The 24,775-nt window shown below is 60.2% G+C and carries 22 protein-coding genes; 15 read left to right on the plus strand and 7 right to left on the minus strand.

Annotated features, from left to right (window positions below; genetic code table 11):
- Window positions 1-108 precede the first annotated feature (108 nt).
- Window positions 109-480 (minus strand): flagellar protein FlaG, encoded by a 372-nt coding sequence (locus tag DOM67_RS15670; RefSeq protein ID WP_110677595.1) that lies wholly within the window; start codon window positions 478-480, stop codon window positions 109-111.
- Between the two features lie 87 nt (window positions 481-567).
- Window positions 568-1,170: a polymer-forming cytoskeletal protein gene (locus DOM67_RS15675; RefSeq protein WP_110677597.1), complete on the minus strand. Its 603-nt coding sequence runs from the start codon at window positions 1,168-1,170 to the stop codon at window positions 568-570.
- A 500-nt stretch (window positions 1,171-1,670) separates the two neighbouring features.
- Here DOM67_RS15675 and DOM67_RS15680 point away from each other — a divergent pair, with 500 nt between their 5' ends.
- The 6 genes from DOM67_RS15680 to DOM67_RS15705 all read left to right on the plus strand — a co-directional run bounded on the left by DOM67_RS15680 (window position 1,671) and on the right by DOM67_RS15705 (window position 8,734).
- Entirely contained in the window at window positions 1,671-2,102 is a 432-nt protein-coding gene (locus DOM67_RS15680; protein WP_157958879.1) for a polymer-forming cytoskeletal protein, read from the plus strand.
- Window positions 2,103-2,306: 204 nt separating this feature from the next.
- Window positions 2,307-3,371 (plus strand): dTDP-glucose 4,6-dehydratase, encoded by a 1,065-nt coding sequence (gene rfbB / locus DOM67_RS15685; RefSeq protein ID WP_110677602.1) that lies wholly within the window; start codon window positions 2,307-2,309, stop codon window positions 3,369-3,371.
- Complete coding sequence (rfbA, locus tag DOM67_RS15690; protein ID WP_110677604.1) at window positions 3,368-4,249, plus strand: glucose-1-phosphate thymidylyltransferase RfbA; 882 nt, start codon at window positions 3,368-3,370, stop codon at window positions 4,247-4,249. The genes rfbB and rfbA overlap by 4 nt, the downstream gene beginning before the upstream one ends.
- Window positions 4,250-4,323: 74 nt before the next feature.
- Entirely contained in the window at window positions 4,324-5,454 is a 1,131-nt protein-coding gene (locus tag DOM67_RS15695; RefSeq protein ID WP_110677606.1) for a DegT/DnrJ/EryC1/StrS family aminotransferase, read from the plus strand.
- Window positions 5,447-7,399, plus strand: a complete 1,953-nt coding sequence (locus DOM67_RS15700; protein ID WP_157958880.1) for an NAD-dependent epimerase/dehydratase family protein — start codon at window positions 5,447-5,449, stop codon at window positions 7,397-7,399. Before DOM67_RS15695 ends, DOM67_RS15700 begins: the two co-directional genes overlap by 8 nt.
- Before the next feature lie 3 nt (window positions 7,400-7,402).
- Window positions 7,403-8,734: a hypothetical protein gene (locus DOM67_RS15705; protein WP_110677609.1), complete on the plus strand. Its 1,332-nt coding sequence runs from the start codon at window positions 7,403-7,405 to the stop codon at window positions 8,732-8,734.
- A 130-nt stretch (window positions 8,735-8,864) separates the two neighbouring features.
- On the opposite strand, the gene DOM67_RS15710 is transcribed toward DOM67_RS15705, so the two are convergent.
- The 5 genes from DOM67_RS15710 to flgA all read right to left on the minus strand — a co-directional run bounded on the left by DOM67_RS15710 (window position 8,865) and on the right by flgA (window position 16,871).
- A complete protein-coding gene (locus DOM67_RS15710; RefSeq protein ID WP_110677611.1) occupies window positions 8,865-13,607 on the minus strand; it encodes a tetratricopeptide repeat protein in 4,743 nt (1,580 codons plus the stop codon).
- 179 nt (window positions 13,608-13,786) lie between these two features.
- The gene (locus DOM67_RS15715; RefSeq protein ID WP_110677613.1) at window positions 13,787-14,683 is read right to left on the minus strand and encodes a flagellin; all 897 of its coding nucleotides are present in this window, start codon (window positions 14,681-14,683) and stop codon (window positions 13,787-13,789) included.
- A 477-nt stretch (window positions 14,684-15,160) separates the two neighbouring features.
- Window positions 15,161-15,613 (minus strand): flagellar protein FlgN, encoded by a 453-nt coding sequence (locus DOM67_RS15720; protein ID WP_110677615.1) that lies wholly within the window; start codon window positions 15,611-15,613, stop codon window positions 15,161-15,163.
- A gap of 51 nt (window positions 15,614-15,664) precedes the next feature.
- Window positions 15,665-15,943, minus strand: coding sequence for a flagellar biosynthesis anti-sigma factor FlgM (gene flgM, locus DOM67_RS15725; RefSeq protein WP_110677617.1), 279 nt, complete (start codon window positions 15,941-15,943; stop codon window positions 15,665-15,667).
- 160 nt (window positions 15,944-16,103) lie between these two features.
- A complete protein-coding gene (flgA, locus tag DOM67_RS15730; RefSeq protein WP_157958881.1) occupies window positions 16,104-16,871 on the minus strand; it encodes a flagellar basal body P-ring formation chaperone FlgA in 768 nt (255 codons plus the stop codon).
- A 276-nt stretch (window positions 16,872-17,147) separates the two neighbouring features.
- Here flgA and flgB point away from each other — a divergent pair, with 276 nt between their 5' ends.
- From flgB to flgJ, 9 genes are all read left to right on the plus strand, one after another.
- On the plus strand, window positions 17,148-17,567 hold the full coding sequence (flgB, locus tag DOM67_RS15735; protein ID WP_110677621.1) for a flagellar basal body rod protein FlgB: 420 nt from the start codon (window positions 17,148-17,150) through the stop codon (window positions 17,565-17,567).
- Between the two features lie 4 nt (window positions 17,568-17,571).
- Window positions 17,572-17,982, plus strand: coding sequence for a flagellar basal body rod protein FlgC (flgC, locus tag DOM67_RS15740; RefSeq protein WP_106420134.1), 411 nt, complete (start codon window positions 17,572-17,574; stop codon window positions 17,980-17,982).
- Between the two features lie 66 nt (window positions 17,983-18,048).
- Entirely contained in the window at window positions 18,049-18,753 is a 705-nt protein-coding gene (locus DOM67_RS15745) for a flagellar hook assembly protein FlgD (protein ID WP_110677623.1), read from the plus strand.
- 65 nt (window positions 18,754-18,818) lie between these two features.
- Entirely contained in the window at window positions 18,819-20,111 is a 1,293-nt protein-coding gene (flgE, locus tag DOM67_RS15750; RefSeq protein ID WP_110677624.1) for a flagellar hook protein FlgE, read from the plus strand.
- Between the two features lie 59 nt (window positions 20,112-20,170).
- Window positions 20,171-20,932 (plus strand): flagellar basal body rod protein FlgF, encoded by a 762-nt coding sequence (locus DOM67_RS15755; RefSeq protein WP_110677626.1) that lies wholly within the window; start codon window positions 20,171-20,173, stop codon window positions 20,930-20,932.
- A 40-nt stretch (window positions 20,933-20,972) separates the two neighbouring features.
- Window positions 20,973-21,755: a flagellar basal-body rod protein FlgG gene (flgG, locus tag DOM67_RS15760; protein ID WP_110677628.1), complete on the plus strand. Its 783-nt coding sequence runs from the start codon at window positions 20,973-20,975 to the stop codon at window positions 21,753-21,755.
- Between the two features lie 16 nt (window positions 21,756-21,771).
- Window positions 21,772-22,485, plus strand: a complete 714-nt coding sequence (locus DOM67_RS15765; protein WP_110677630.1) for a flagellar basal body L-ring protein FlgH — start codon at window positions 21,772-21,774, stop codon at window positions 22,483-22,485.
- Window positions 22,485-23,618: a flagellar basal body P-ring protein FlgI gene (locus DOM67_RS15770; RefSeq protein WP_110677632.1), complete on the plus strand. Its 1,134-nt coding sequence runs from the start codon at window positions 22,485-22,487 to the stop codon at window positions 23,616-23,618. Before DOM67_RS15765 ends, DOM67_RS15770 begins: the two co-directional genes overlap by 1 nt.
- Complete coding sequence (flgJ, locus tag DOM67_RS15775) at window positions 23,618-24,670, plus strand: flagellar assembly peptidoglycan hydrolase FlgJ (protein ID WP_110677634.1); 1,053 nt, start codon at window positions 23,618-23,620, stop codon at window positions 24,668-24,670. The genes DOM67_RS15770 and flgJ overlap by 1 nt, the downstream gene beginning before the upstream one ends.
- The last annotated feature ends 105 nt before the right edge of the window (window positions 24,671-24,775 follow it).

Genomic DNA, 24,775 nt, shown 5'->3' on the forward strand with positions numbered 1-24,775 from the left:
AGCGCTGGCGCTCGATTCGACGAATTCGCAACAGGGCACGCCGGCAGCTGTTACTCAGACGCCATGTCGCGCTGCCGGGCAAGCCAGAGGCGGGAAGGGCTGTCGGTGTCAGGCTGAGGCGTCGACCAAGCGGCCCTGGTCGTCGGCGAAGGCCTTGGCGATCCGCAGCATCTCCTCCGACGGGATCTGGCGGATGACTTCGCCGGTGGCTCGATCGATGACCCGGGTGATCACCTGGCTGTCGAAGTCGCTCAGCTCGAAGCGCAGGCCGTACTGGTACATGACTGCATTGAGCTCGTTGATCTGGTCGCTCAGATAACCCTTGCCGGCGCGCTCGCCATCATTGGCGGCTGCATTGGCATCCTGCACGAACGGCAGATTTTGCCGTGCCTGCTGCATCAGACTGTCGAGGCGCTGCTGTGGCGAGCTGCCGGCGCCCAAGTTGAGCGATAGCGTGTTGAGATCGATGGGGCTGGGCATGGCTTGTCACTCCCGTTAGCGACACTTGGATCAGGCACTTCGACTGCCAGCGTCGAGCCGCTGTCAGCCACTCATTGAAGGAGCTGCTCAGCGTCGGGCAGCGCCCGAGCGATGGCCGCCCACCTGGATGCTACCCTGCAGGCTGGCGCCCTCATGGCACGCCAACCTGTGTGCCGTGAGTGTGCCCTCTACCCGTGCACCGGGAGCGATCAACGCCGCCCCCTGCACACGCTGCTCGCCCGACACGCGGCCGGCGATATGTAGTGTGCCGGCACTCAGCTGCGGGCCGACCTCAGCCAGTGCACCGACGACGACGTCGTGTTCATCGGCGGCCAGCGTGCCGTCGAGTCGCCCCTCGACACGAATCGATTCGGCGCAGTCGATGTCGCCGACCACGCTCATACTGGCGCCGATCAGTGTGGCCGGGTCGTCACCTTCGAAACTCGCTGATGAGCCTGACGGCGCCGGTGGGCAGGAAGATGACGCGTCCGCCTCGGGGAGTGTCTGGTCGGGCTCAGTGCTCCCTCTCTCGACAGGTTTTGTCTGCTCGAAAGGCTTTGTCTGCGACGACGCATATGCCGAGGCTGCCACAGCGCGCTTACGTCGCCCGCGTGCCCGACGGTAGCCGTCGAACAGCAGCAGCAGGCAGCAGCCTAGGCCGCCCAGCAGAAGCCACTCTCCCAAATCCATGCCTTCCTCTTCATTGTGCTGGAGACGTGTCTATGACCGCGTCTTTTCAAGACGCCCGCATCGTCTCTGTTCAAGACGCCCAAGCCCGAGTACTGACGTTGGCAGGGGACGAGGGAAGCCCTCCCATCATCTTTTTCGGGGCAATTGATTCGTGTATCGGCGCGGGTAAGAAAACCTGAAGGTAGCCGTGCTTGTTCCATGGCCGTGCGCTCGAGGCTGTCCGCCATGCCTGTCGACGGACACGATCCAGGAACCGAAAGGCCCGAAAGGGAGTGAGTAGAGCCCTGAAGAGAGTGATGGGGCTCTCGCGGTCAAGATATAGGCGTGATCGCCGATGAAGAAATCTAGCGTTCGGGCAGCTTACGCCCGGATATCGCCAACCTGTGACCGAGAGCTGTCCGATGTTTCCGAAATCCAGCCAAGCGCTCCGCCAGCCCGCTTCGAGTGAGGCCGCCAGCACGCCGACTCGTGGTAACGAGCCCTCCCAGTCGCTACACGGCATGTCGCGAATTGGCGCCAAGACCACGATTCGTGGTGATGTCAACGGCGAAGAAGATCTGCTGATCGAAGGCCGGGTCGTCGGTGATGTCAGCTTTCCCCACCACGCGGTGACGGTCGGTAGTGACGGCCAGGTCGAGGGCCGCTTGGTCGCCCGCGAGATCACCGTGAAAGGGCAGGTCGAAGGGCAGCTCATCGCTGCCGAGCGGATCACGCTGAAAGCCACAGCCGCAGTCCAGGGAGAACTCTACGCCCCCGGGCTGATCCTCGAAGATGGCGCGGCCTTCCACGGCAACATCGATATGAATCCCGAGCACGACGTGCTGCGCGAGGCGTTTGGCGGCGAGCGCCGCGACAGCTTGTCGGTACCGCCGGCCGTGGCGGAGAGCGACGAAGGGGGAGAGGCGGTAGACGCTGGCCGACCGGCCGAATGAGGGTGTGGCAGCACGCTCGTCCGGCACCTTGCCCATATGCTGGTCGCTCATCATTCGGTCGCTTCTGAAGAGGGCGTGTCGATCGAGGCTCTTTGACGTCCGATAAGCGACGAACTGGAGAGCGTATAGGCACTTATTCACTGTAACGTTCGTCGCCGATGCAGGCATGCTGGCACTCGGTGGAGAATTATCGACGGGTGCGGCATGAAAATAGTGGTCACGGGCGGGGCGGGTTTCATCGGCAGGGCTTTGGTCCAGCACCTGCTGACGGCTACCGAGCATAGCGTCGTCAATATCGACAGGCTCGGCTATGCCTCGCATCCGGATACCGATCTCGCTGGCACCCATGCTGGCCGTTACTGGATGGAGCCAATCGATATCAATGATCGTGCGGCCCTGGAACAGGTCTTCGAGCGCCACTCGCCCGATGCCGTGATGCATCTGGCCGCGGAGACACATGTCGATCGCTCCATCGACGATCCGCTCTCGTTCGTGCATCACAACGTCCTCGGTACGGCAACACTGCTTGAGGTGACGCGAAGCCACTGGCGCGGGCTCTCCCAGGCGCGACGTGAGACGTTTCGCTTTCACCATGTCTCCACCGATGAAGTGTTCGGCGATCTCGGTGCAGACCATACGACACGTTTCGACGAAAGCTCGCCCTACGCCCCCAGTTCACCCTATTCGGCCAGCAAGGCGGGGGCGGACCACCTGGTCAGGGCCTGGCACCGAACTTATGGGCTGCCTGTCATCGTATCCAACTGCTCCAATAATTATGGCCCTTTCCAGTACCCCGAGAAGTTGATACCGCTGATGATCCTTTCGGCGCTGTGCGGCGCTGACCTGCCTGTCTACGGCGATGGCCAGCAGATACGTGACTGGCTTTACGTTGACGACCATGCCCGAGCGCTCGTCGCGATCGCTACACGCGGCCGAGTCGGCGAAACCTACAATGTCGGCGGTGACAGCGAACGTACCAATCTTTCGGTGGTGCAGTCGATCTGTGAGCTCCTTGACGAATGGCGGCCGCTGGCCGGCGCGGGGGCCTCCTACGCGCGTCAGATTCGATTCGTCAAAGATCGGCCGGGCCATGATCGGCGCTATGCCATCGACTCCAGCAAGCTCTCGCGAGAGTTGGGCTGGCGCGCCCAGGAGAAGTTCGAGAATGGGTTACGAGCAACGGTCGCCTGGTACCTGGCGCATCCGAACTGGTGGAGCCGTCAGGGTGTGGGCGGGCTGGATCTGTCCCGATTGGGCACTCCGGCATGAAGCGCTACAAGGGTATCGTGCTGGCTGGTGGTGCTGGTAGCCGTCTGCACCCGATCACCATGGGCATATCCAAGCAGCTGCTGCCAATCTACGACAAGCCGATGATCTACTATCCGCTGTCGGTGCTCATGCTGGCGGGGATACGCGACATCCTGATCATCACCACGCCAGAGGATCGAGACAACTTCCAGCGTTTGCTGGGCGACGGCGCGCGCTTCGGTATCGATCTGCAATACGCTGTGCAACCACGCCCGGAGGGGTTGGCGCAGGCGTTTCTGATCGGAGAGTCCTTCATTGGTCAGGACAATGTCTGCTTGGTGCTCGGCGATAATATCTTCTACGGACAGGCGTTCAGTCCCAAGCTAAAGCGGGTCATGGAAAGCGCCTCCGGTGCCACGGTATTCGGCTACCAGGTCAAGGATCCCGAGCGCTTCGGCGTGGTCGAGTTCGATGCCGAACGCCGTGTACTGTCTCTCGAGGAAAAACCTAGCAAACCCCGATCCCATTACGCCGTCACCGGGCTCTACTTCTACGACAACGACGTTATCGAGATCGCCAAGCATCTGAAGCCTTCGCATCGAGGCGAGTTGGAAATCACCGACATCAATCGAGCCTATCTCCAACGCGGCGACTTGCACGTTCAACTATTGGGACGTGGCTTCGCCTGGCTCGATACCGGTACCCACGAAAGCCTGCTGGAAGCCGCTCAGTTCGTCGAGACCATCGAGAAACGCCAAGGGTACAAGATCGCTTGTCTGGAAGAGATCGCCTGGCGTCAAGGCTGGCTGAGTGAGAGCGAGCTGGCCGCGGCTGCTAGAGTCTTCGCCAAGAATGGCTATGGACGTTATCTGCTCGAGTTTCTCGAAGAATCGCCATAGCCGAGATCAACAGGGCCTGATCAGCCCTCGATGCCATGCCGTGGTGCCGGTGGGTATCTGAGAAAAGGTAATCCATGAACGACAAGCCCATCTATGTCACCGAGCCCTATCTACCGCCATTGGACGAGTTCATTCCCTATCTCGAACAGATATGGGCGAGTAAGAAGCTGACCAACAATGGGCCGATGCATCAGCAGCTGGAAGCGGCACTTCGCGACTACCTGGGCGTACCGGAGATCGCGCTCTTCAACAACGGGACCATTGCGCTACTTACCGCGCTGCAGGCGCTAAGAATCAGCGGTGAAGTGATCACCACGCCGTTTTCGTTCGTGGCCACCGGGCATTCGCTGCTCTGGAACGGCATCACGCCGGTCTTCGTCGATATCGATCCCCAGACGTTCAATCTCGACCCCGAGAAGATCGAGGCGGCCATCACGCCGCGCACGACCGCGATCATGCCGGTGCACTGTTACGGCAACCCGTGCGATGCCGCGGCGATCCAGGAGATCGCCGATACCTACAACCTCAAGGTGATCTATGACGCCGCGCACGCTTTCGGCGTCGAGGACGAGGGTGGCAGCATTCTGCGTCATGGTGACCTGAGCGCAATCAGCTTCCACGCCACCAAGGTTTTCAATACCTTCGAGGGCGGTGCCATCGTCTGCCCTGATGCCAAGACCAAGCGCCATATCGATAACCTCAAGAATTTCGGCATCGTCAACGAGACGACGGTCGTGGCATCGGGCATCAATGGCAAGATGAGCGAGATCAATGCTGCCTTCGGTCTGCTGCAGCTGAAACATATCGATTGTGCCATCCGTAGGCGAGAGGAGGTCGATCGCCTATACAGGCGCAATCTGGAAGGTATCAAAGGTATCCGGCTGCCGGATTTTCAGGCGCAGACCGTCTCCAACTATGCCTATTTTCCTGTGCGCGTCAGTCATGACTACGCAGTGAGCAGGGACGAACTCTATGAGCGCTTGCGAGAGCATGATGTCTACGCGCGGCGCTACTTCTATCCGCTCATCAGCGATCACGCGGTCTATCGTGGTGCAGAGAGTCGATCGCCGTCGCCCTTGAGTCACGCGCACAGTGCTGCAGATGAGGTCATTTGTCTGCCGATATCGGCCTCTCTTTCTGCCCATCAGGTCGAATTTATTTGTCAGGTCGTCAAAGAGCACGGATACGGGGTGTCATATGGATGAGCTTGTGGTCGGCATCTGTTCAATTGGTAGTGGTGTCGGTCAGTCAGTGATTGATTCATGCAAGCTATTCAAGCCTGGCGCTGTTCAGACCGTCGGTTTGGGAAACAATCCCTCGGCTTTCGGCGCGACGGAGTGTGATCGCAGTCGGCTGATTCCGAGTTATTACGACGATGACTATATAGAGAGTCTGGTCAGGGTCGCGACGGAAGAAAATGTTACGGTACTCATTCCTGGGCACGACGATGAGGCCTACTTGCTGGCAAAACATAGAGACTTACTTGGAAAGCATGGGATCTGCGTGCTGGCCGCAGCGGAGCCTCTGGTTGCAGCTTGCCGGGATAAGTATGGCTACGCCAGGGCGTTTAAAGAGGCTGCCTCTTTTTTTGTAAGAAGTTTTACGCATCAGGAAGTGCTGGCCGCCGAGGACATCATATTCCCGCTGATTAGAAAGCCGCGCTCAGGATACGCTTCCCAGAGCATCAGTGTCGTTGCTGACCAGCGGGCTTTGCATGCCATTGAAGATGGCGAAAGCCATATCTATCAAGAAATCGCCATGCCGGCAAGTAACGATTGTCACGCCGCTGACTATAGCAAAGGTCTGCTTCGCGGAGAGAATCGCCAGGTCGGTGAAATTTCTTTGCAATTGATCTTTGATCAGAGTTCCCAGCTGCGTGCCTGTTGTGCCACCACCAATCGCCTGGCCAATGGGGTGCCGATCGAGATCGTTCCACTCGATCTGGCACCGCTAGAGCATTTTATTGAAGCTTTTTGCCGATCCATGCAACGTTTGGATGCATTTGGGCCAATTAACGTGCAAGGCCGTATCACGGACGACGGTTTCAAAGTTTTCGAAATCAACCCCCGCTTTACCGGTATCACCGGGCTCAGGGCCAAGCTCGGATTCAATGAGGTCGAATATGTGGTCATGGGGTTGCTGATGAAGCAGCCCTGCTTGAAACCCCATCTCTCGTTGAGACATGCCGGTGTCAGACAGGTGGCTAGTAAAAAGGTCGACCTGGCTCCCTTTTTACAGCCAACATCCAGCTCGGGAAGTCGCGGTGAGCCATCGATAGTGAAGAGAGTGCTGCTCTCTGGCAGTAGCGGATTGCTTGGAGGGCTATTGCTGGACCGGCTGCTCTCTGACAGTGGGCTCGAAGTCTCTACCGTCGATCGCTGTCGCAATGAAAGAAAAGGTATTAGCCACGCTTATTGCTTCGAGGACCTGCTCTCCGGAATGGCGGATCTGCGCGGTATCGATGTGGTGCTGCATGGTGCTTTTGCCAGGCCTCACCACGCGCCTGCCGATCATTTTGCCGCCGTTCAAACGAGTGTCGAATTTCTGCGGGCATGTATGCGCGTGACGCCTGCGAAAATCATCTTCGTGTCCTCTCAGAGTGTCTATGGGACCTCGAAGGAGATACTTTCAGAGGCGTCTTTGCTGTGCCCGGAAGGTTCCTATGCTCAAGCCAAGGTGCTTGTGGAGGAGCACTTGAAATCGCTTTCACAGATGACCCGTGAAACGCGCTTTACTGTCTTGCGGCTCTCTTCTGTCATGGGGCCACTCGAGTCGTTAGTCAAACAGGAAGCCTACTCGTCAATGATGTCGACATTGGCCAATGGGGGAGAGGTGTCTGCAAGGCATGTGTCGCGTCGGGTCAGCAAAATCGACTATCGGGACGCTGTCGACGCGCTGGTGCATTTTACGAAGCTCGAATCGCAGCATGGCTTCTTTGATATCGTCAATATCGGTCCCGATACAACCCCTTCTCTGGGAGAGGTGCTCGATGGTGCAGCAGAGGCGTTGGGTGGAAGCTATTGCAGGATGGAGACACCCACCACGGAGGTACCCGGTGACTTGATCATCTCCAGCCGTAAAGCCCATCACCAGTATGCTTGGCGGTCATGTCACGATATGCAAAGTACCATTGACAGTTTCAGGGAATAAGTGATGTCGCGTAGAGCCTTCGTTTTTTGTAGCGACCTGCGAAATTATCAAGTCTTCGGCACCTTTCTGGAGATGCTCTATCGGCTCAGCTTGCAGGATCGCTTTCAGGTGATCCCACTGGTCACTGTGGGTGAGCGAGATGCAGGGCGGCTGGCTGATATCCAGGCGACCATCTCTCGGATGCTCGGAGAGCATCAAGGTTACTACCAGACGACAGTCAGTGCTTTCGAGTCTTCTGCCGACCTATCAGCGTTGGTCGATGAGTTGCTCTGCTCGGTGGTGGATATCGAAGACTTGAGGGGCGTGACATATCGAGGCCTCAATATTGGGGTGGCCATTGTCTCCAATCTGGTCTCTCGTTACCGTTGTGTCTCGCTTGATCTCGATGACTGCTGGCCAGAGGTCGAGTCTTATCTCCGCCAGGCACTGCTTTTCGTAGCCCATTTTGAGGCTGGTATACAGTCGATTGGCCTGGAGCCTGATGACCTTTTTTATATCTATAATGGCCGCTCCTACAATACCTATCCGCAAACACTGGTCTTGGAGCGGCTTGAGCAGCAGATCATTTATTATGAAAGGATGAATGCCGGTAAAACGCTCCGGGTTCAGCCTTGTCGTATCCATGATTTCTTGTCCATGTCCGCTGTGGTCAAGGCTTTTTGGGAGGAGTCGGATGATCCCTTGAAAGGGGAGAAGGCAAAGGCTTTTTTCGAAGAGCAAAGAACCAATGCATTTGCCGAGAAATTTTCTGAGGCGCCGACCGGACAACGTGAGTACGTCGTCTATTTCGTTTCTAGCGAAGATGAGTATGCCTCTCTGGATCCGAGGATCAAACTGTCCCCTATCTTTGCGACCCAGCGCGAGGCCGTCGCTTGGTTGATAAGCTGGGCTGCCAATCAGTCTCGCTATCAATTGATCATTCGCAATCATCCCAACCAAGCGGGCATATGTCGTCGTGACTTCGACTACTGGCATGGCCTGGCGGGGGACAATGTGGATGTCATTCAGAGCGATTCCGTCATCAGTTCGTACGATCTCATGCAGGGCGCAGACAAGGTTCTCTGCTTCTTTTCGACGGCGGGTATCGAGGCGGCCTATCTAGGGGTGCCGAGTATTGTGCTTGGCAATGCCATCTATAGAGGTCTGGATGCGGTTCACGAGCCTGATAGCCGCGAGCAGCTGGCATTCATGCTCGATACCGATATCGAGCCGAAGCCCGCTGTCAACGCGCTAGGGCATGGCTATTTCACGAGTTGCTATGGATGGCCGATGGCATTTTTCGAGCGTCTTGGGCTCTCTCGTTTTGACGATTATCAGCACTTGTTCGACAACTGAGCCGCTGGGACGGGCTAGCGGGCCTCAGTTCGGCGGAGCACGGCCATCGGTGGCTTTGGACATATAGAGGAGTATGGCCCAGGTGGGACAAGATCATGTCGACCTAGGCTTTGTGATAGACGTTGCCTAGTCAACGAGGATCGTTGAGAAATTCGGCAAGTCTCTTCTCCAGATCCTCGATGACAAGATTAGACTTGACGCGGAAGAGGCCCGCAGTGTCGACTCGGCGTATCGGCTGCAGATAGTCGAGCACAACATGATAATTGGGTCGATTCCAGAAGTCGTGGATGAAAATCCGAGGTTTGCCGATATCGTCAGCCGTCTTCAGGATATGAATGACGGTGGCCACCGTACAAGCGACACGGAATCTTCCATCGATCAGTGTCAAATCGAACGGCTTGGCAAAATCAAGGATATGGCGGCTATAGTTGCCATAGTTGGCAATCGCCACCTCTGACGTGGGGAAACCCCAGGCGCCCGTCGGGCCGATGTCTATATAGGTCGAGCGGCACTTTTCGCCGAGTTTTGCCTTGACGACATCAAGCCACTTTCCATCACTCTCGACGCCTTCGACCTCGAGACCGCTCTCGATCGCCCAGACGGTAGAGCCCCCTGAGCCAAATTCGAAGTAGCTGCTTGCGCGAGTCAGTGCATCGCGGAATAGCTCCTTCTCTGCATCGCTCATGAAGGGTGCGTCGGGCAATCTGACCGCTTGCTGTGTGTCAGCAACGAAACCGGCATCGCTCAGTTGTCTACCGAATGTCTCCAGATAGTCGGCATACGCGTCGATGGCGTTGGCGAAGGTCTTCTTTTCGCTGGGTAGCTGAGTCTTGACTTTATCCTGTGCGGCGAAACCCAATGACTCACTGCGGCTCGGATCTTCCGAGTAGAGCGCGTCATGGGCGGTGTGCTCGAAGAACAGGATGTCCTCGCCCTGATCGAAGAATTGATCGGCGCGCTGCGTCAGATTGGAAAGAATGGCGCAACCCGAGATCGCTGCATGCCGGATGCGCTCATGCAACCAGTCGTGATAGGTCGGGGAGACGTTCAGCACATAGCGAGCCTGTGTATACAGCGACTGCAGTTCCTCGAAGGTCTTCTCGCCGATGAACTGCCAGTGGCGAATGGCCTCGGCACCAACGAAACTTCCCAGGACTTGCCTGGCGATCTCTGGTGCCAGCACCACGATATTGGCCGAGGAGGGCATCTGCGCCAGTATCTCGATGGCCCTGATTCGGGCGCGCCCGCGGCTCACGTCGTCTAGGAGGCTAAGCAGGCCCAACAACCGCTCGTCCTCTTCCGACCATGGATAGGAGACATGCCATTCGTATCCGAAAATACGCTGATAGGCTTCTCGGAAGAGCGGTAGCAGGGGGCGTGCGAAATCGGTGAACTGTTCGAGTACCTCATCCACGAGTTTGACGTAGTCAGCGCCGTAACTCGCGGCCCTGTCCAGCATGTCGCGATGCAGAGCCTCTGCACGCGGCGCGTAGCTCAGGTTGAGTGGCACCAGGATGTCTATCTCTCGTTCCAGGTGCGGTCTGTCGCAACCTTCCCACGCCTGCGGAGACGACTCCGTCGTTGGGCTGAAGATGGAAGAGATATCGGGTCTGACAAATGCGAGTTCGCTACTCAACGAGGCCCGCGCGACGAATAGTCCACTGGGCGAGGCGTTGCGCATCCTGTCGAGCATGAAATCGGCATACGGGTGGTCATTGACCGCACCGATGATGGGGCGCCCATGGCTATGAAAGACATTGCTGCTCCCATAGCCGCTGATGTTGAGCGAAAAATCGAAGTAGCGATTGCCCCCCAGCAGGACATGATCTGCGGACGTGGCCAGCGTGAGCATGGTCTTGGGTTCAATCTTATCGGCATCTATCCACTCCACCGGGCAGTCGGCACCCTGCAATGTACGGAAAATGCCGTGCATTCCCCGCTTGATGATGCCGTGATTGGCCTGGTTGCCGGTGTCGATCAGGCATAGCTTGCGCTGGCCAAGGGCGCTGCGTAGGCGTTCCAGGGGACGGCGTTGAACGTCGTCGGGCGCCATGTCGATCGCCGGTCGCGGGCTGGCGTCGCCCTGAGGCGCGGGCAACGTGGCCTGCAGTTCGTCACTCTCCGAGGACAAGAACCTGTCGAGATAGCGGCGGGCGAGCCCGGCATCCAGCTGTTGCAGCAAACTGCCGCTCACATCTTTGAGTCCGTAGACGACGTGCAGGAGGAAAGCCAGCTTCATCCGCTGCCTGTCGCCCATGGCCGTCATGCGGTCCGGGTCGGGTAGCAGCAGCGCCTGGGCCGAGCGCAGCTCGGACGCAAACATCTCGGCACTGGCTTCATCCGCGGGCAGGGCGCTGCGGTGTTGCTGGTCGTGCAGGTGATAGAGGCAAAAGCCGTTCTCCTTGGCCCAGCGCTGAATCTCGCCGATATCGGGCTGGCGCTCATGTGTCGGCTGGAAGGCAACCTTGATCTGAATCAGCACCGCCGGGGCCAGCGACCGGGTGCCGTGGCTCAGAATGTCGGCAGCATCGCAGGTGTCGTCCAGCACCAGCCAGTCCAGGGCCGGTAGGCCCTCGATGCTATCCAGCGCCAGGGTGTCGAAATCGGTTGGCTCAGCTGCTGCCTGTGCCTGCTGCTCATGCTGGCTATCGCCGGGGAGGGGGCGCGGCGAGTTGGGGCTCGGGGTGAACAGTGTCGCCGGGGAGCCCGTGCCCAGGCCATGGCCGGCATAGTAGTGCACGCGCTCGGCGCGACTCATGGGGTGATGAGCGGCATCCCCTGACGGATCGAATACGATCAGCTCCAGGCGTTCGTCAGTCAGCAGCTGTTCGACCTTGCTGTCGTTCAGGAGCTGGCCGCCGTTGTCGATGGCGATGATCGACTCCTCGATCGGCCAGCCGAAGCCCTCATCCGTGCCGAGCGTCGGCGGGCGAGGTATCTCCACCGGCTCGTCGCCATCTTCGAAATAGGCGCGCCCATGACCGTCGAAGCTAAGCGCGGCCGGGGCTGCGTTCTCGCAATAGCGCTGCCAGACGGCTCGCAGCGCCTTGCGCAGATGGCGGCCGAACTTGGGCGCATCGCAGATCGGGGAGTGTTCGAGATAGGTTCTCAGGGCCGCTCGGATCACCGCCAGACTCGGCAGATCGGATGCGAGTTCGATCACTCGCTCACGGAAAGCTTCCCAGCTATCCGTGACCAGTTCCGACATGCCGGCGTTCGACAGGTGCGTCGCGCTGTGTCGCCCGGCGAAGGTCGGTCCGACATGCGTGACCACAGGGACGCCCATCAGCAGCGCCTCGCAGGTCGTCAGCCCGCCGGAGTAGGGCCAGGTATCCAGGGCGATATCGACACGGTTGTAGCTCTTGAGCAGCGCTGCGTGATCCGAAGGTCCCTCGAGCAAAACGCGCCCGGAGTCGATGCCATGGTGCTCGAGTGTGGACAGGATGCGTTGGCACACGTCCGGGCTGGTGTACTGCCCCCCTTTCAGGAAGAGGCGGCTGCCGGGCACCTGGTGCATCAGCTTGGCCCATTCGCCCAGCATGACATCGTTGACCTTGGCGGGGTTGTTGAAACAGCCGAAGGTCACGTATCCATTGCTGATGGCCGGCAACGGTGTGATCGCGGGCGTATAGGCGGGCGGCGTATAGCAGATATAGTCATTGGGCAGCCGGATCAGTTTCTCGGTATAGAGGTGATCCACGCCAGGCGGCGTTTCATACGGGTCGCTCAGGAAGTAGTCGAACGCCTCCATGCCCATGCTGCTGATCTGCATGCCCACCCATTTGATGATCAGGGGCGCCGGCTTCATATCGATGACCGGGAGTCGGCTCTGGGCCCCGTGACCCGCCAGGTCGATCAGGATGTCGATATCGTCGGCAAAAATTCTATCGGCGAGCTGCTGATGACTTAGATGATAGGTGGGTACCCAATGGCAGCGCCGTTTGACTTTTTCGGCAATCGGGTCGTGAGCGTCGTTATCGGTGTAAGCGTAGATCTCGATATCGCTGGCCAGGTTCTCCAGTGCACTGCTCACCATCCAGCCGACCGGGTGAACCCGAAGGTTGCTCGAGAGCAGTCCGATCTTGAGCGGGCGATCGGGGGTGCGGTCCTTGGCTTCATGCGCCAACAGCCGCGATGGCGTGAAGTGGTCTCGCCAGGCCTTGGATTTGAGCAGGATGCTTTCGACCGTGGCCGCGGGGTTGTAGTGGTCGTTCAGCAGTCCGTTGGAGTAGGCCGTGTAGTATTGCGGGCTCAGACGCAGCGCCTGGGCGTAGTAACGCTCCGCCGCTGCGAAGTCGGTCATGTCCTTGTGATAGTTGCCGAGCGTATTGAGAACCGAGGGGTCTTCCGGCTTGAGCGTATGCAGGCGCTCAAGCGCGTCCAGGCCCTTCTGGAACTCAAAATGCAGCGAAAATAGAATGCTGCGCATCGCCAGGATTTCGGCTTCTGGATGTCCTGCCTTCTCGGCTTGCGCCAGATGTTTTTCCGCACGCGGATAGGCGCCGATCTCATAACACATGTTCGCCATGTTGAAATGAGCCTGCGCGCTGTCACCGTCGATCTCCAGGCTGCGGGTCTGCAGATCGAAAGCCCGCTCCTTCTGGCCCTGCTTGAAGTACGCTTTCGCCAGAGCCGTCAACACCAGTGGGTCCGTCGGGGTCAGCGTCTTGGCCTGCTCCAGTGAAAAGAGCGCGCCTGCGGCATCGCCAGTCTGCAGCTGGCTATTGCCCAACGCTTTCCAGGAGAAGGCATCCTGTGGGAAGCGCTGGGCCAAGGATTCGGCTTCTTTCCTGGCATGCTGATAGTCACCTCGCCGATAGAGGTCCATGAATCGCTTTTGCAGCGGGGCTGGGACGTGTTGGCTATGGTTCATGAGCGGCGATGTTCCGGCAGGATGTGAGAAGTGTCTCTAGCTTCCCATGTCTCGAGAAGGGCGAAGCGGCGAATAGTTGCCTATGTCGGCTCCATTCTCCGCCGCGGTTGTGGGAACGGCGGCTGGATAACGAAAAAGGCCGGCAAGATGCCGGCCTTCCATCACTCCCTGGGGAGGGATTAACGCAGCAGCGAGAGAACTGTCTGCGGGGTCTGGTTCGCCTGGGACAGAACCGAGGTGCCAGCCTGCTGCAGGATCTGCGCGCGGGTCATGTTCGACACTTCGGTGGCGTAGTCGGCATCTTCGATGCGCGAACGGGCTGCCGACAGGTTGGTGGACGTGGTGGTGATGTTGTCGATGGCGGTTTCGAAACGGTTCTGGACCGCACCCAGGTTGCTGCGCTCGGTGTCGACGTTGTTGAGCTTGTTGTCGAGGATCTTGAGCGCGTCGTCGGCGAGCACGTCGAAGCCGCTGGCGCTGACGGAGCGCGTGCCACCGTTGGCAGCCGATGCACCGGCAGTTGCGGTGCTGGTGTACATGTTCCAGCCGCTGGAAGCGTTGGTCGAAGTACCGGAAGCGCTGGCCCCGCCGATGGTGATGCTGATGGTTTCACCATCGTTAGCACCGACCTGGATGCTGAAGGAGGAGCTGCTGGTGCTGGTCTTGAAGACGTTGGTGCCGTTGAACGTGGTCTGATCGGTGACGCGGTTGATCTCTTCCAGACGCTGGTTGACTTCTTTCTGGATGGAATCGATGTCGTCGGCGCTGTTGGTGCCGTTCTGAGCCTGAACGGTCAGCTCACGGATGCGCTGCAGGTTGTCGTTGACCTGGTCCAGGGCGCCTTCGGCGGTCTGAGACAGAGAGATACCATCGTTGGCGTTACGGCTAGCCTGGTTGAGACCAGTGATCTGGCTGCTCATGCGGTTGGCGATGGCCTGGCCGGCGGCGTCGTCCTTGGCACTGTTGATACGCAGGCCGGAGGAGAGACGCTCCATGGCGGTCGAGAGCTGGCTCTGCGACTTGTTCAGGTTGTTCTGACCGATCAGAGCGGTGATGTTGGTATTGATAACTGCCATTGTCGTATTCCTTTCTCAAATGAGAGGGCGATTTGGGCCTGATCCGCAGAACGTCGAATGGCTGTCGGATCCTGCTGCAACGGCCCCTTGGCCGTTGTCCCATTTATCGGCGCTACCCCGGGGAGCTTTAGAGAAAGATTGGCGCTTTTTGTGAAAAAATGTATTGGTGGCAGTGTCTGAGGTGCGATGCGGCCACCAGGAGGGGTGTCGGCGTAGTTGATTAGAGAAAACAGGAGCTTGCCCAGGTCTGGCCAGGAGAGAGCGCCAGCCAATAGTTGCACTGCGCCAGGTGCTTCGACAGGGATGTGTAGAGGGAAGCGCGAGAAACGCCGCCAGGCAAGGTGCTCGAAAATACCTGTGATTTTGCCTGGCTTGGAAGTCTATCGTGATCTGACTGCCCCGGTGATGGGCATCGACGATGAGGTCATGACCTCATCGATTGGCGCGGACCTGGCACGGGAAGTCCGGCGAGGAATATCAGGCGCGGGAGCTGATGCCGCTGAAATTCTTGGGCTTGGCCTGGCCGTTGCGACCATAGACGCTGCCACCCACGGCACGTTCGAGAAAATCGATCGCACGCTGGTTGTGTTCCATGCGCTGGGAGATGACAAAGCCATTGAGGCGGTTCATCTGTTTCAGGCGGTCCGCCTGCTGGCGAATCTGACGCCAGAGCGCATCGGCGTTGTGGTGACTGGCCAGCTGCTCGGCGCCGCGAGCGCCATCCCCCAGGCCTTGCGCCTGCTGCGCTTCGCGACGCAGATGTTCGAGACGTTCGAGTTCGGCAAGTTGCGCCTGCTTGTTGGCTGCGAGCGTGTTGAGAACCTCACCGTCGGCGCGGCCCTCCTTCAGGCACTCCCGTTCTGCCGTCAGCGTTTCCAGAAGCTGTTCGAGCTGGTGCAACTGTTCGGTGAGCAGGTCTGTGACGATCATCTAAGGCTCTCGAGAGGAATGTGCCAAAGTAGGACGAGGGGGCGTTGGCGCTCAGCCGCGCTCGTCGAGCATGTCGCGTACGCTCTGGATCAGGCCGTCGGCGATCTTGCTGGTGTCGAGCTGCAGCGTGCCATCGGCGATGGCCTGACGGACCTCGGCGACTCGGGCGGTATCGATATCGCCGCTGGTGTTCTGGGTATCGATCTGGCTCAGCGTCGTGGTCGAGCCCGCCGGGGATGATGCGCTCTCGGCCTGCTTGACGTTGCGCTTCTGGTCGAGGGCGTCGCTCTGCGTCAGGCGCGTCAGCGAGTTTGTCTGGTCGATCTTCATGTCGTTACCTCTGGGCGATGCCCACGGTCATGTGCTTGCCGATAGGGTAGGGCCTTGGCCCGCTTGCAAGGATTATCGGCAGCCATGGCCGAAACTGAAAGCCGGCCACGCAGAGTTTTGTAAAAAAAGTTTGCAATTGCGCCTTGAAGTTGTATCCGCGCTAGAAGTTGACGCGCAACTGGTCGGGGCCGGTGACCTGGCCCTGCAGGATCTGATTGCCCTCGGTCTTGAGGCGGATGGTGTTGCCCATGCCGCCATTCTCCAGCGCTTCGACGCTACGGCTGACGCGGAACCCCTGGCCCTGGGCGATCAGTACCACGGTGTCGCCGCGCTTGACCAGCCAGGGCTGTCTCACCATGGCATCGGTCAATGTCGCGCCGGCGGGTATACGACGAGTGGCGACATGTCCGGCCGCATCGGGCATGTCTCTCAGGTAGCCGCGCTGGAGCCGAGTGACATCCGAGGTTCGCCATGCCAGTACCGAGGCAACGATGGGGTCGCCGGGCTCGATCGTACGTGCCGCCACCAGATGCCTGACGCCGGCCGAGACCGTCGCCTGAACATAACGAGCACGTCCTTCTCCCTGACAGTTGACGCCGACAGTGACGCGGCCCTGGGGGGTTCCCGGGCGCGGCAGGAACGGCTCCGGTGCTGCGCAGGGGCCGAGGCGGGCGGTGTTGTCGTGGACTTCGACGCTGACCTGATCGCCGAGCGAGCGCGTCTGGGTGAGCAAGAAGCGCTTCACGCTGGCGGCCAGCGGATCTTCATTGCCGGTCTCCTGCGCCTGAGCGATCGAAGGCAGAGGTAGCAGTGCCAGTCCAAACAGTGCCAGCAGCAGCATGCCGGCGCCACTCAGCAGCAGTCGCCGCAGGCGTGGGTGGCGTGCGAGCCAGAGGTCTTGCGGGTCTTCCGATCTGGGCGCTGTCATGGCATCGATCCAACTGCATGCAATTCGTGTCGGCATCGAAAAGAACCTGCCAGCGAGTCGTGCCTGTCGAGCCTGGTCTGCACGGTTCTTTCCATCATGGAAAGCGATTGTAGAACGATGAGGGTGGGGGTATCGCAGGAAATGACGTGCAATTGACGGTCTGTTTACGAGTTTGCCATGCGTAACTCGCCGCTATTCTCCACCCTGTCCAAGAAAGCTGGCGGCTAGGGGGCTTCATGAGTGCCGCCGTCCGGCCATCACCAGGAGATCATCGGCATGTTCGACAAGTTGGAGAGTGCGCTGCGCTACCAGCAAGAGGCGCTCAATCTGCGCGCCGAACGCCAGAAAGTGCTGGCCAACAACATAGCCAATGCCGACACCCCCAACTTCAAGGCGCGTGACTTCGACTTTCGTGCCGAGCTCGATCGGGCCATGCAGCAGGGGCGTTCGGCAGGTGAGGGCGGTCTCTCGCTGACCCGCACCTCCAGCCGGCATATCGCGGCCGAAGGGCCGCGCGTCTCGGGCGTCGACGATCTCCTCTATCGAGTGCCGGATCAGCCCAGTCTCGACGGGAACACCGTCGACATGAACCGCGAGCGTGCCGCTTTCGCCGATAACTCGGTCCGCTACCAGGCGGATGTCACCTTCGTCAGCCGTCGCATTCAGGGGCTGAAGAAGGCGATGCAACCGGAGTAAACCGATGTCGATGTTCAGTGTTTTCGAAATTTCAGGCTCGGCGCTGACGGCCAACTCTCAGCGCATGAACGTCACCGCCAGCAACCTGGCCAACGCGGACAGCGTGGCCGGGCCCGACGGCAAGCCTTATTACGCACGTCAGGTCATGTTCCAGGCGCTGGGCCAGGATGGACGCGGCCCGGGCGGGGTGCGTGTCGACCGCGTGGTGGAGGATACCACGACGCCATTGCGCAAGGAGTATCGTCCTGGCAATCCGCTGGCGGACGACCAGGGCTACGTGTCCCTGCCCAATGTCGACCCCGTCAACGAGATGGTGGACATGATCTCGGCGTCGCGCTCCTACCAGGCCAACGTCGAGGTGATGAATACCGCCAAGACGTTGATGACCAAGACCTTAACCATCGGCGAAGGCTGAGCCCCAGGCGCAGCTTGAGGCAGTCACGGTTTCCGCTGCGGAGGCCTGGCGCCAAGGAGAAACGGTATGTCCAGTCCAGTCATCGGTAGCAGTACGCTTGCCAACATCAACGGTACCGCGTCCCAGAGCAAGACGACCGGTACCAACTCCGGCAGTGAGCTCAACGATCGCTTCATGACGCTTTTGGTCACGCAGTTGAAGAATCAGGATCCGACCAATCCGATGGAGAATTCCGAGATGACTGCGCAGCTGGCGCAGATCAATACGGTCAGTGGGATACAGAAGCTCAACGACAGCTTGTCGGCAATCACCCAGCAGATCGATGCGGGTCAGGCGCTGCAGGCAACCGCACTGATTGGGAAAGGGGTGATGGTGCCGGGCAACAATATTTTGGTGGGCCGAGCGGGGGATTCGGATACCAACGTCGTGGCAACGCCCATCGGTGTCGATCTGGAGCAGGACGTCCAATCCCTGCAGATCGACATCCGTGGTGCCAACGGCGAGGTCGTCGATAGCTTCTCTACCGGGCCTATGAAGGCCGGTGTCCATAGCTTTACCTGGGACGGCGTGCTGGCCGACGGCACCAACGCCGCTGCCGAGAATACCTACACGGCATCGATAAGCGGCAAAGTCGGAGACGAGACCTTTGCGCCCCAGACTCTGAATTACGCCCTCGTCAATGGTGTGATGAGAGGCGCGGACGGGCCGAGGCTCGACTTGGGATACGCTCAGGATCCCGTGGCACTCTCTGCCGTACGTCAAATTCTCTGAGCCAGACCAGTAGCGCCACACGACGCTTTTAGCGCACGCAACCGATATAGGTAGGGGATCAAGCCATGGGTTTTTCGCAGGCACTGAGCGGTGTCAACGCCGCTTCCCAGCAGTTGGATGTCATCGGCAACAATATCTCGAACTCCCAGACCAAGGGCTTCAAGAGCGGGTCTGTGCAGTTTTCCGATGTCTTTGCCAACAGCGCTGTGGGTTTGGGTACGCGCGTCTCTGGCGTATTGCAGGATTTCACCACCGGTAGTCTGGAATCCACCGGGCGCAATTTGGATATCGCGATCAGTGGGTCTGGGTTCCTGCGTTTCCAGCAAGAGGGCGAGGTCGGCTACTCGCGCAATGGTCAGCTGACCTTGACCTCGGATGGTTTTCTGGAAAATGCACAGGGTGCGCGCCTGATGGGCTATGGCCTGGCTGACGCCACTAACGTCAACTCGGGCGTGGTGACCGGTGGGCAGCCGCAGGTACTCAACGTGCCGGCCGCCGACATGCAGGCGAGTGCTACCGGCGCCACGGGTGTGGGCATTCGTATGTTGTTGAACCTGGATGCCTCGACCGTCGCCGATGATACTTCGACAGCGGTCCTTTATGATTCCCTCGCGGCCAAGCAGAACGAGGATACGACGCAGCAGACTTCGATCGACTACAACTATTCGACCAGTTTCACGGTTTATGACTCCCAGGGCGCCCAGCACAACAGCACGCTCTATTTCCAGAAGACTGACGACAATACCTGGAATGTACGAACTGCACTCGATGGCATCCTGACTGATCAGAATGTGTCAATGACGTTCGATGAGGACGGCAAGCTGGCGACGATCGATGGCGAGGATGCCACGGCCACCCCGGTCAACTGGCCTGAGCTCGACTTCACCGCCAACGAGTTGGGTGATGGGGTTAATGAGATTTCCGCCACTTTCAACCTGGCGGGTAGCACCCAGTTCTCGAACGACTCGACCGTCAAGAGCCTGGCTCAGGATGGCTACTCCTCGGGCGCCCTGGTCGGGATCAGCTTTGCCGACGATGGCTCTGTAGTAGGTAGCTACTCTAACGAGAAGACCGTCAATCTTGGGCAGGTCGCGTTGGCCACCTTCCGTAATCCCGAGGGGCTGACGCCTTCCGGCGGCAACCTTTTCTCCGCCACCGTTGACTCGGGTAACGAGCTGCTGGGGACAGCGGGAACCGGCACACTGGGCTCGATCGCTTCAGAGACGCTCGAAGCCTCCAACGTCGATCTGACTAAGGAGCTGGTCAACCTGATCATTGCGCAGCGTAATTATCAGGCCAATACCAATTCGATTCGAACCCAGTCCGAGGTCATGGATCAGATCGCGCAGCTGCGCTGATAGGTCATCGCTGCCGGTCTGTCTGATCGGCAGCGGCGTCGTTTTCCGAGGACTCCCCGATGGATCGAATTCTCTACACTGCCGGTGGCGGCGCCAGTCAGACCATGGCGCAGCAGGCGGTGGTCAACAATAACCTGGCCAACGTCTCGACCCCGGGCTTCCGCGGCGAGTTGATGGCGATGCGCGCCGTTCCGGTCGAAGGCGAGGCACGGCTGCCTACGCGTGTCGCGTCGATAATGACCACGCCGGGTTCCGACTTCACCCAGGGCAATATCAGTACCACCGGGCGCAGCCTGGACGTGGCGTTGCAGGGCGATGCCTGGCTGGCAGTGCAACCGCCCGGCGGCGGTGAAGCCTATACTCGACGCGGCGACCTGCAGGTCGATGCCACCGGGCTCTTGACCTCGCTCGGCAACCCGGTGATGGGCGATAACGGTCAGGCCATCGTGATCCCGGTCGGCGCCGATGTCACCATCGGCGCGGATGGCTCGATCAGCGTGCTCGAGCCGGGCCAGAACCCCGACTCCATCGCCCCGCTGGCCAAGCTCAAGCTGGTGGCGCCGGGCAACGAGAATCTGGTCCGCGGTGAAGACGGCCTGTTCCGCATGACCCCGCCGCCGGGGCAGCAGAACGCCAATCCGGTGCCGGCGGACGATACCCTGCGGCTGGTTCCCGGCGCACTCGAGGGCAGCAATGTGACGCCCACCGACGCGATGATTTCTATGATCGACTCCTCCCGCCGCTACGACATGCATATGAAGATGATCGAGAGCGCGGACGAAAACGAGCAGCGTGCCAACAGCCTGCTGTCGCTGACCTGAGCCCGCCCGGCGCCGAGCTCACGACTATGAGAATGCCATCATGATCAAATCACTCTGGACCGCCAAGACCGGGCTGGAAGCGCAGCAGGTCAAGCTGGACGTCATCTCCAACAACCTGGCCAACGTCTCGACCAACGGTTTCAAGCGCTCGCGCGCCGTGTTCGAGGACCTGCTCTATCAGAACGTACGTCAGCCCGGCGCCCAGTCCTCGGTCGTCGACACGCTGCCTTCCGGCATGCAGGTGGGTACCGGGGTGCGTCCGGTGGCCACCGAGCGTCTGCACACCCAGGGCGGTCTGCAGAATACCGAGAACTCGCGCGATCTGGCGATCAACGGCAAGGGTTTCTTCGCCGTACAGATGCCGGACGGTACCACCGGCTATACCCGTGACGGCAGCTTTCAAGTCGACCAGAACGGCCAGTTGGTAACCGCCGGTGGCTATCCGGTCGACCCGCCGATCACCATTCCGCAGAACGCGCTGTCGATCAGCGTAGCTCAGGATGGCACGGTCTCGGTCACCCAGCCGGGAACCTCGCAGAGCAATCAGGTGGGGCAGATCATGGTCTCCACCTTCATCAACCCGACCGGCCTGCAGAGCATCGGCCAGAACCTATACCTGGAGACCGATGCATCCGGGCCGAGCACCAGTCTGACCCCGGGCCTGCAAGGTGCCGGTACGGTCTATCAGGGCTACGTGGAGACCTCCAACGTCAACGTGGTCGAGGAGATGGTCAGCATGATCGAGACCCAGCGTGCCTACGAGATCAACAGCAAGGCCGTCGAAACCTCCGATCAGATGCTGGCGCGTCTGAGCCAGCTGTAACCGAGGCCACGAATACATGGGATCTTTGCTGTTGCGCACCTGGCGGCTGCTGACCAAGGGTGGCTCCCGCGGCCACCGTATCTTACTGCTCTGCCTGCTCGTGGGCATGAGCGGCTGTGCGCAGATACCGCGCCACTCGGTGGTGGAGAACTCGTCGCCGGTGGAGATCCCGTCGACGCCACCGGCCCAGGCCAACGGCTCGATCTATCAGGCGCGGTTCGGTTTCCAGCCGCTGTTCGAGGATCGGCGTCCGCGTCAGGTCGGCGATATCATCACCATCGTGCTCGACGAGCAGGTGAGCGCCAGCAAGAGCTCCGCGGCGCAAGCCTCGCGTGACGGCACCATTGGCCTTACGGTGAATCAGGTGCCGAGCCCGCTCAGCGTGCTCGAGGACTATGGCACCGACGTGGAGGGCAGCAATGTCTTCAATGGCTCGGGTGGCGCCAACGCCAACAACACCTTTACCGGCACTATCACTGTGACGGTCTACGATCTGCTCGCCAACGGCAATCTCAAGGTGCGCGGCGAGAAGCAGATCGCGATCAATCAGGGCACGGAGTACATCCGCTTCTCCGGGGTGGTCAATCCACGTTCGATCAGCGGCTCCAACACCGTGCGTTCGACTCAGGTCGCCGACGCCCGCATCGAGTATATCGGTGACGGCTACATCAACGAGGCGCAGACCATGGGCTGGTTGCAGCGTTTCTTCCTCAACATCGCGCCGTTCTGATGCTTATGACACTGCTCTGCCGCTGCCGTACCCGTCTTTCCCGCTGGCTGCTCCTCGTCGTGACGCTGGCAGCCACTGCCGGCGTCCAGGCGCAGCCGATTCAGGATCTGGCCAACTTCGCCGGCGTGCGAGACAACCCGCTGGTGGGTTACGGCCTGGTGGTCGGCCTCGATGGGACGGGTGACCAGACCACCCAGGCACCGTTCACCGGGCAGAGTATCGTCAACCTGCTGTCGCAGCTCGGTGTGACCATTCCGGCCGGCACCAACATGCAGTTGCGCAACGTGGCGGCGGTCATGGTCACCGCCCAGTTGCCGCCGTTCTCGCGCCAGGGGCAGGAGATCGACGTCACCGTCTCATCGGTGGGCAACGCCAATAGCCTGCGGGGTGGCACCCTGTTGATGACGCCGTTGAAAGGGGCCGATGGCCGCGTCTACGCCCTGGCTCAGGGCAACGTCTACGTCGGCGGCGTTGGGGCCCAGGCGGGTGGCAGCAGCGTGGCGATCAACCATCAGGCAGCGGGGCGCATCCCGGGCGGTGGCCTCGTCGAGCAGGAGGTGCCGGTACGGCTGGGTGGCGTCGATGGCTCCCTCGACATGTTTCTCAAGCGCTCCGATTTCGAGAATGCTCGGCGCGTGGTGGCGGCGATCAACCAGGAGTTCGGCGCGCCGGTCGCGTCTGCCCTTGACGGTCGTACCGTGCGGCTGCAGTTGCCGGCGGATCCCAATGCCCGGGTCAACTTCCTGGCGCGGGTTCAGGGAGTCGATGTAACCGCCGATCGCGGGCCGGCCAAGGTGATCGTCAACTCGCGTACCGGCTCGGTGGTGCTGTCGGATACGGTGACACTCAATCGTGCGGCGGTCGCCCACGGCAACCTCTCGGTCGTGATCGACTCCAACCCGCAGGTCAGCCAGCCCAACGCACTCTCCGGCGGGACCACGGCGGTCGTGCCCAATGCCAACATCAATGTGCAGCAAGAGGGTGGTGCATTGCAGATGGTGGAGACCAGTGCCGACCTGATGGACGTGGTCAATGCGCTGAATGCGCTGGGTGCCTCGCCACAGGACCTGATGTCGATCCTGCAGGCACTCAAGGCCGCCGGCTCGCTGAACGCTGAACTGGAGATCATCTGATGACCGGTAACGACCTCTCGTCGCAGTTCGCGCTGGATGTCCAGGGCATTCAGAAGCTCAAGTACAGCGCCGGGCACTCGCCTCAAGGCAGCCTGAAGGAGGCCGCCAAGCAGTTCGAAGCGGTCTTCCTGCAGATGATGCTCAAGAGCATGCGTGAAGCCACCCCCAAGTCGGACCTGCTGCACAGCCAGCAGGGCGACATGCTTCAGTCGATGCAGGATCAGCAGTGGGCCCAGCATCTCGCCGGCAAGGGCTTCGGTCTGGCCGAACAGCTGGTAACGCAGCTCGAGAGCAGCGGGCTGCCTGGCACCCAGCGGGCCCAGCCGCAGCAGGAGGATATCGACAAGCTGATCGCCGGCATTCCGCGCGGTATCCCGACACCCTTGACCAATACGCTGCGTACGCCGGTGGCAGGGGCGCAGGAGAGCGATGTCGTGGCACCTGGATCATCCACTGATCAGATCGTGCCGTCGGCGGCCAGCCTGGCCGGTGCCGCGACCCAATTCGCCGGGCGCGCCGCGCATGTTGCCGATTTCCTTACCAAGCTGGCGGAGCCGGCCAAGCGCGCCGAGCAGGCCTCCGGCGTGCCCGCCGAGCTGATTCTGGCGCAGGCTGCGCTGGAGACTGGCTGGGGCAAACGGGAAATCCCCACCGAAGCCGGCGGCAACAGTCATAACCTGTTCGGGATCAAGGCGGGTAGCGCCTGGCAGGGCAAGACCACCGACATCGCCACTACCGAGTACGTCAATGGCCGGCCGATCCAGACCGTGGATCGTTTCCGTGTCTATGACTCCTACGCCGATGCCTTTGCCGACTACGCTGCGCTGATCGGTGACAATCCGCGCTATCGCAACGTGCTTGCCGCCACCTCCCCACAGCAGGCAGCCCACGCCATCCAGCGCGCCGGCTATGCCACCGATCCCAACTATGCCGACAAGCTCAATCGGATCATCGGCCAGTTGGGCGATCTGGCGTCGGTGTCGTCTCAGCCGAGTCTCGTTGCGGCCTCCGACCCCTACTCGCTGGCGCGGGCGCCGACAACGCTGTTCTGAGCCGCAGGTTTTACGCTCTGCGTCGGCGAGACGAATTACAAAACATTGCGAAATCAATAGCCGAATCGTTCAAGCACGCCGCGATATCGCCGATAAAGTCTTCAA

This window comes from Salinicola sp. RZ23 (assembly GCF_003206675.1).
Lineage (GTDB): Bacteria > Pseudomonadota > Gammaproteobacteria > Pseudomonadales > Halomonadaceae > Salinicola > Salinicola endophyticus.

Coding starts and splice junctions, on each gene's coding strand:
- DOM67_RS15670 (WP_110677595.1), bottom strand. CDS start 480: ATGCCCAGCCCCATCGATCTCAACACGCTATCGCTCAACTTGGGCGCC.
- DOM67_RS15675 (WP_110677597.1), bottom strand. CDS start 1,170: ATGGATTTGGGAGAGTGGCTTCTGCTGGGCGGCCTAGGCTGCTGCCTG.
- DOM67_RS15680 (WP_157958879.1), top strand. CDS start 1,671: ATGTCGCGAATTGGCGCCAAGACCACGATTCGTGGTGATGTCAACGGC.
- rfbB (WP_110677602.1), top strand. CDS start 2,307: ATGAAAATAGTGGTCACGGGCGGGGCGGGTTTCATCGGCAGGGCTTTG.
- rfbA (WP_110677604.1), top strand. CDS start 3,368: ATGAAGCGCTACAAGGGTATCGTGCTGGCTGGTGGTGCTGGTAGCCGT.
- DOM67_RS15695 (WP_110677606.1), top strand. CDS start 4,324: ATGAACGACAAGCCCATCTATGTCACCGAGCCCTATCTACCGCCATTG.
- DOM67_RS15700 (WP_157958880.1), top strand. CDS start 5,447: ATGGATGAGCTTGTGGTCGGCATCTGTTCAATTGGTAGTGGTGTCGGT.
- DOM67_RS15705 (WP_110677609.1), top strand. CDS start 7,403: ATGTCGCGTAGAGCCTTCGTTTTTTGTAGCGACCTGCGAAATTATCAA.
- DOM67_RS15710 (WP_110677611.1), bottom strand. CDS start 13,607: ATGAACCATAGCCAACACGTCCCAGCCCCGCTGCAAAAGCGATTCATG.
- DOM67_RS15715 (WP_110677613.1), bottom strand. CDS start 14,683: ATGGCAGTTATCAATACCAACATCACCGCTCTGATCGGTCAGAACAAC.
- DOM67_RS15720 (WP_110677615.1), bottom strand. CDS start 15,613: ATGATCGTCACAGACCTGCTCACCGAACAGTTGCACCAGCTCGAACAG.
- flgM (WP_110677617.1), bottom strand. CDS start 15,943: ATGAAGATCGACCAGACAAACTCGCTGACGCGCCTGACGCAGAGCGAC.
- flgA (WP_157958881.1), bottom strand. CDS start 16,871: ATGACAGCGCCCAGATCGGAAGACCCGCAAGACCTCTGGCTCGCACGC.
- flgB (WP_110677621.1), top strand. CDS start 17,148: ATGTTCGACAAGTTGGAGAGTGCGCTGCGCTACCAGCAAGAGGCGCTC.
- flgC (WP_106420134.1), top strand. CDS start 17,572: ATGTCGATGTTCAGTGTTTTCGAAATTTCAGGCTCGGCGCTGACGGCC.
- DOM67_RS15745 (WP_110677623.1), top strand. CDS start 18,049: ATGTCCAGTCCAGTCATCGGTAGCAGTACGCTTGCCAACATCAACGGT.
- flgE (WP_110677624.1), top strand. CDS start 18,819: ATGGGTTTTTCGCAGGCACTGAGCGGTGTCAACGCCGCTTCCCAGCAG.
- DOM67_RS15755 (WP_110677626.1), top strand. CDS start 20,171: ATGGATCGAATTCTCTACACTGCCGGTGGCGGCGCCAGTCAGACCATG.
- flgG (WP_110677628.1), top strand. CDS start 20,973: ATGATCAAATCACTCTGGACCGCCAAGACCGGGCTGGAAGCGCAGCAG.
- DOM67_RS15765 (WP_110677630.1), top strand. CDS start 21,772: ATGGGATCTTTGCTGTTGCGCACCTGGCGGCTGCTGACCAAGGGTGGC.
- DOM67_RS15770 (WP_110677632.1), top strand. CDS start 22,485: ATGCTTATGACACTGCTCTGCCGCTGCCGTACCCGTCTTTCCCGCTGG.
- flgJ (WP_110677634.1), top strand. CDS start 23,618: ATGACCGGTAACGACCTCTCGTCGCAGTTCGCGCTGGATGTCCAGGGC.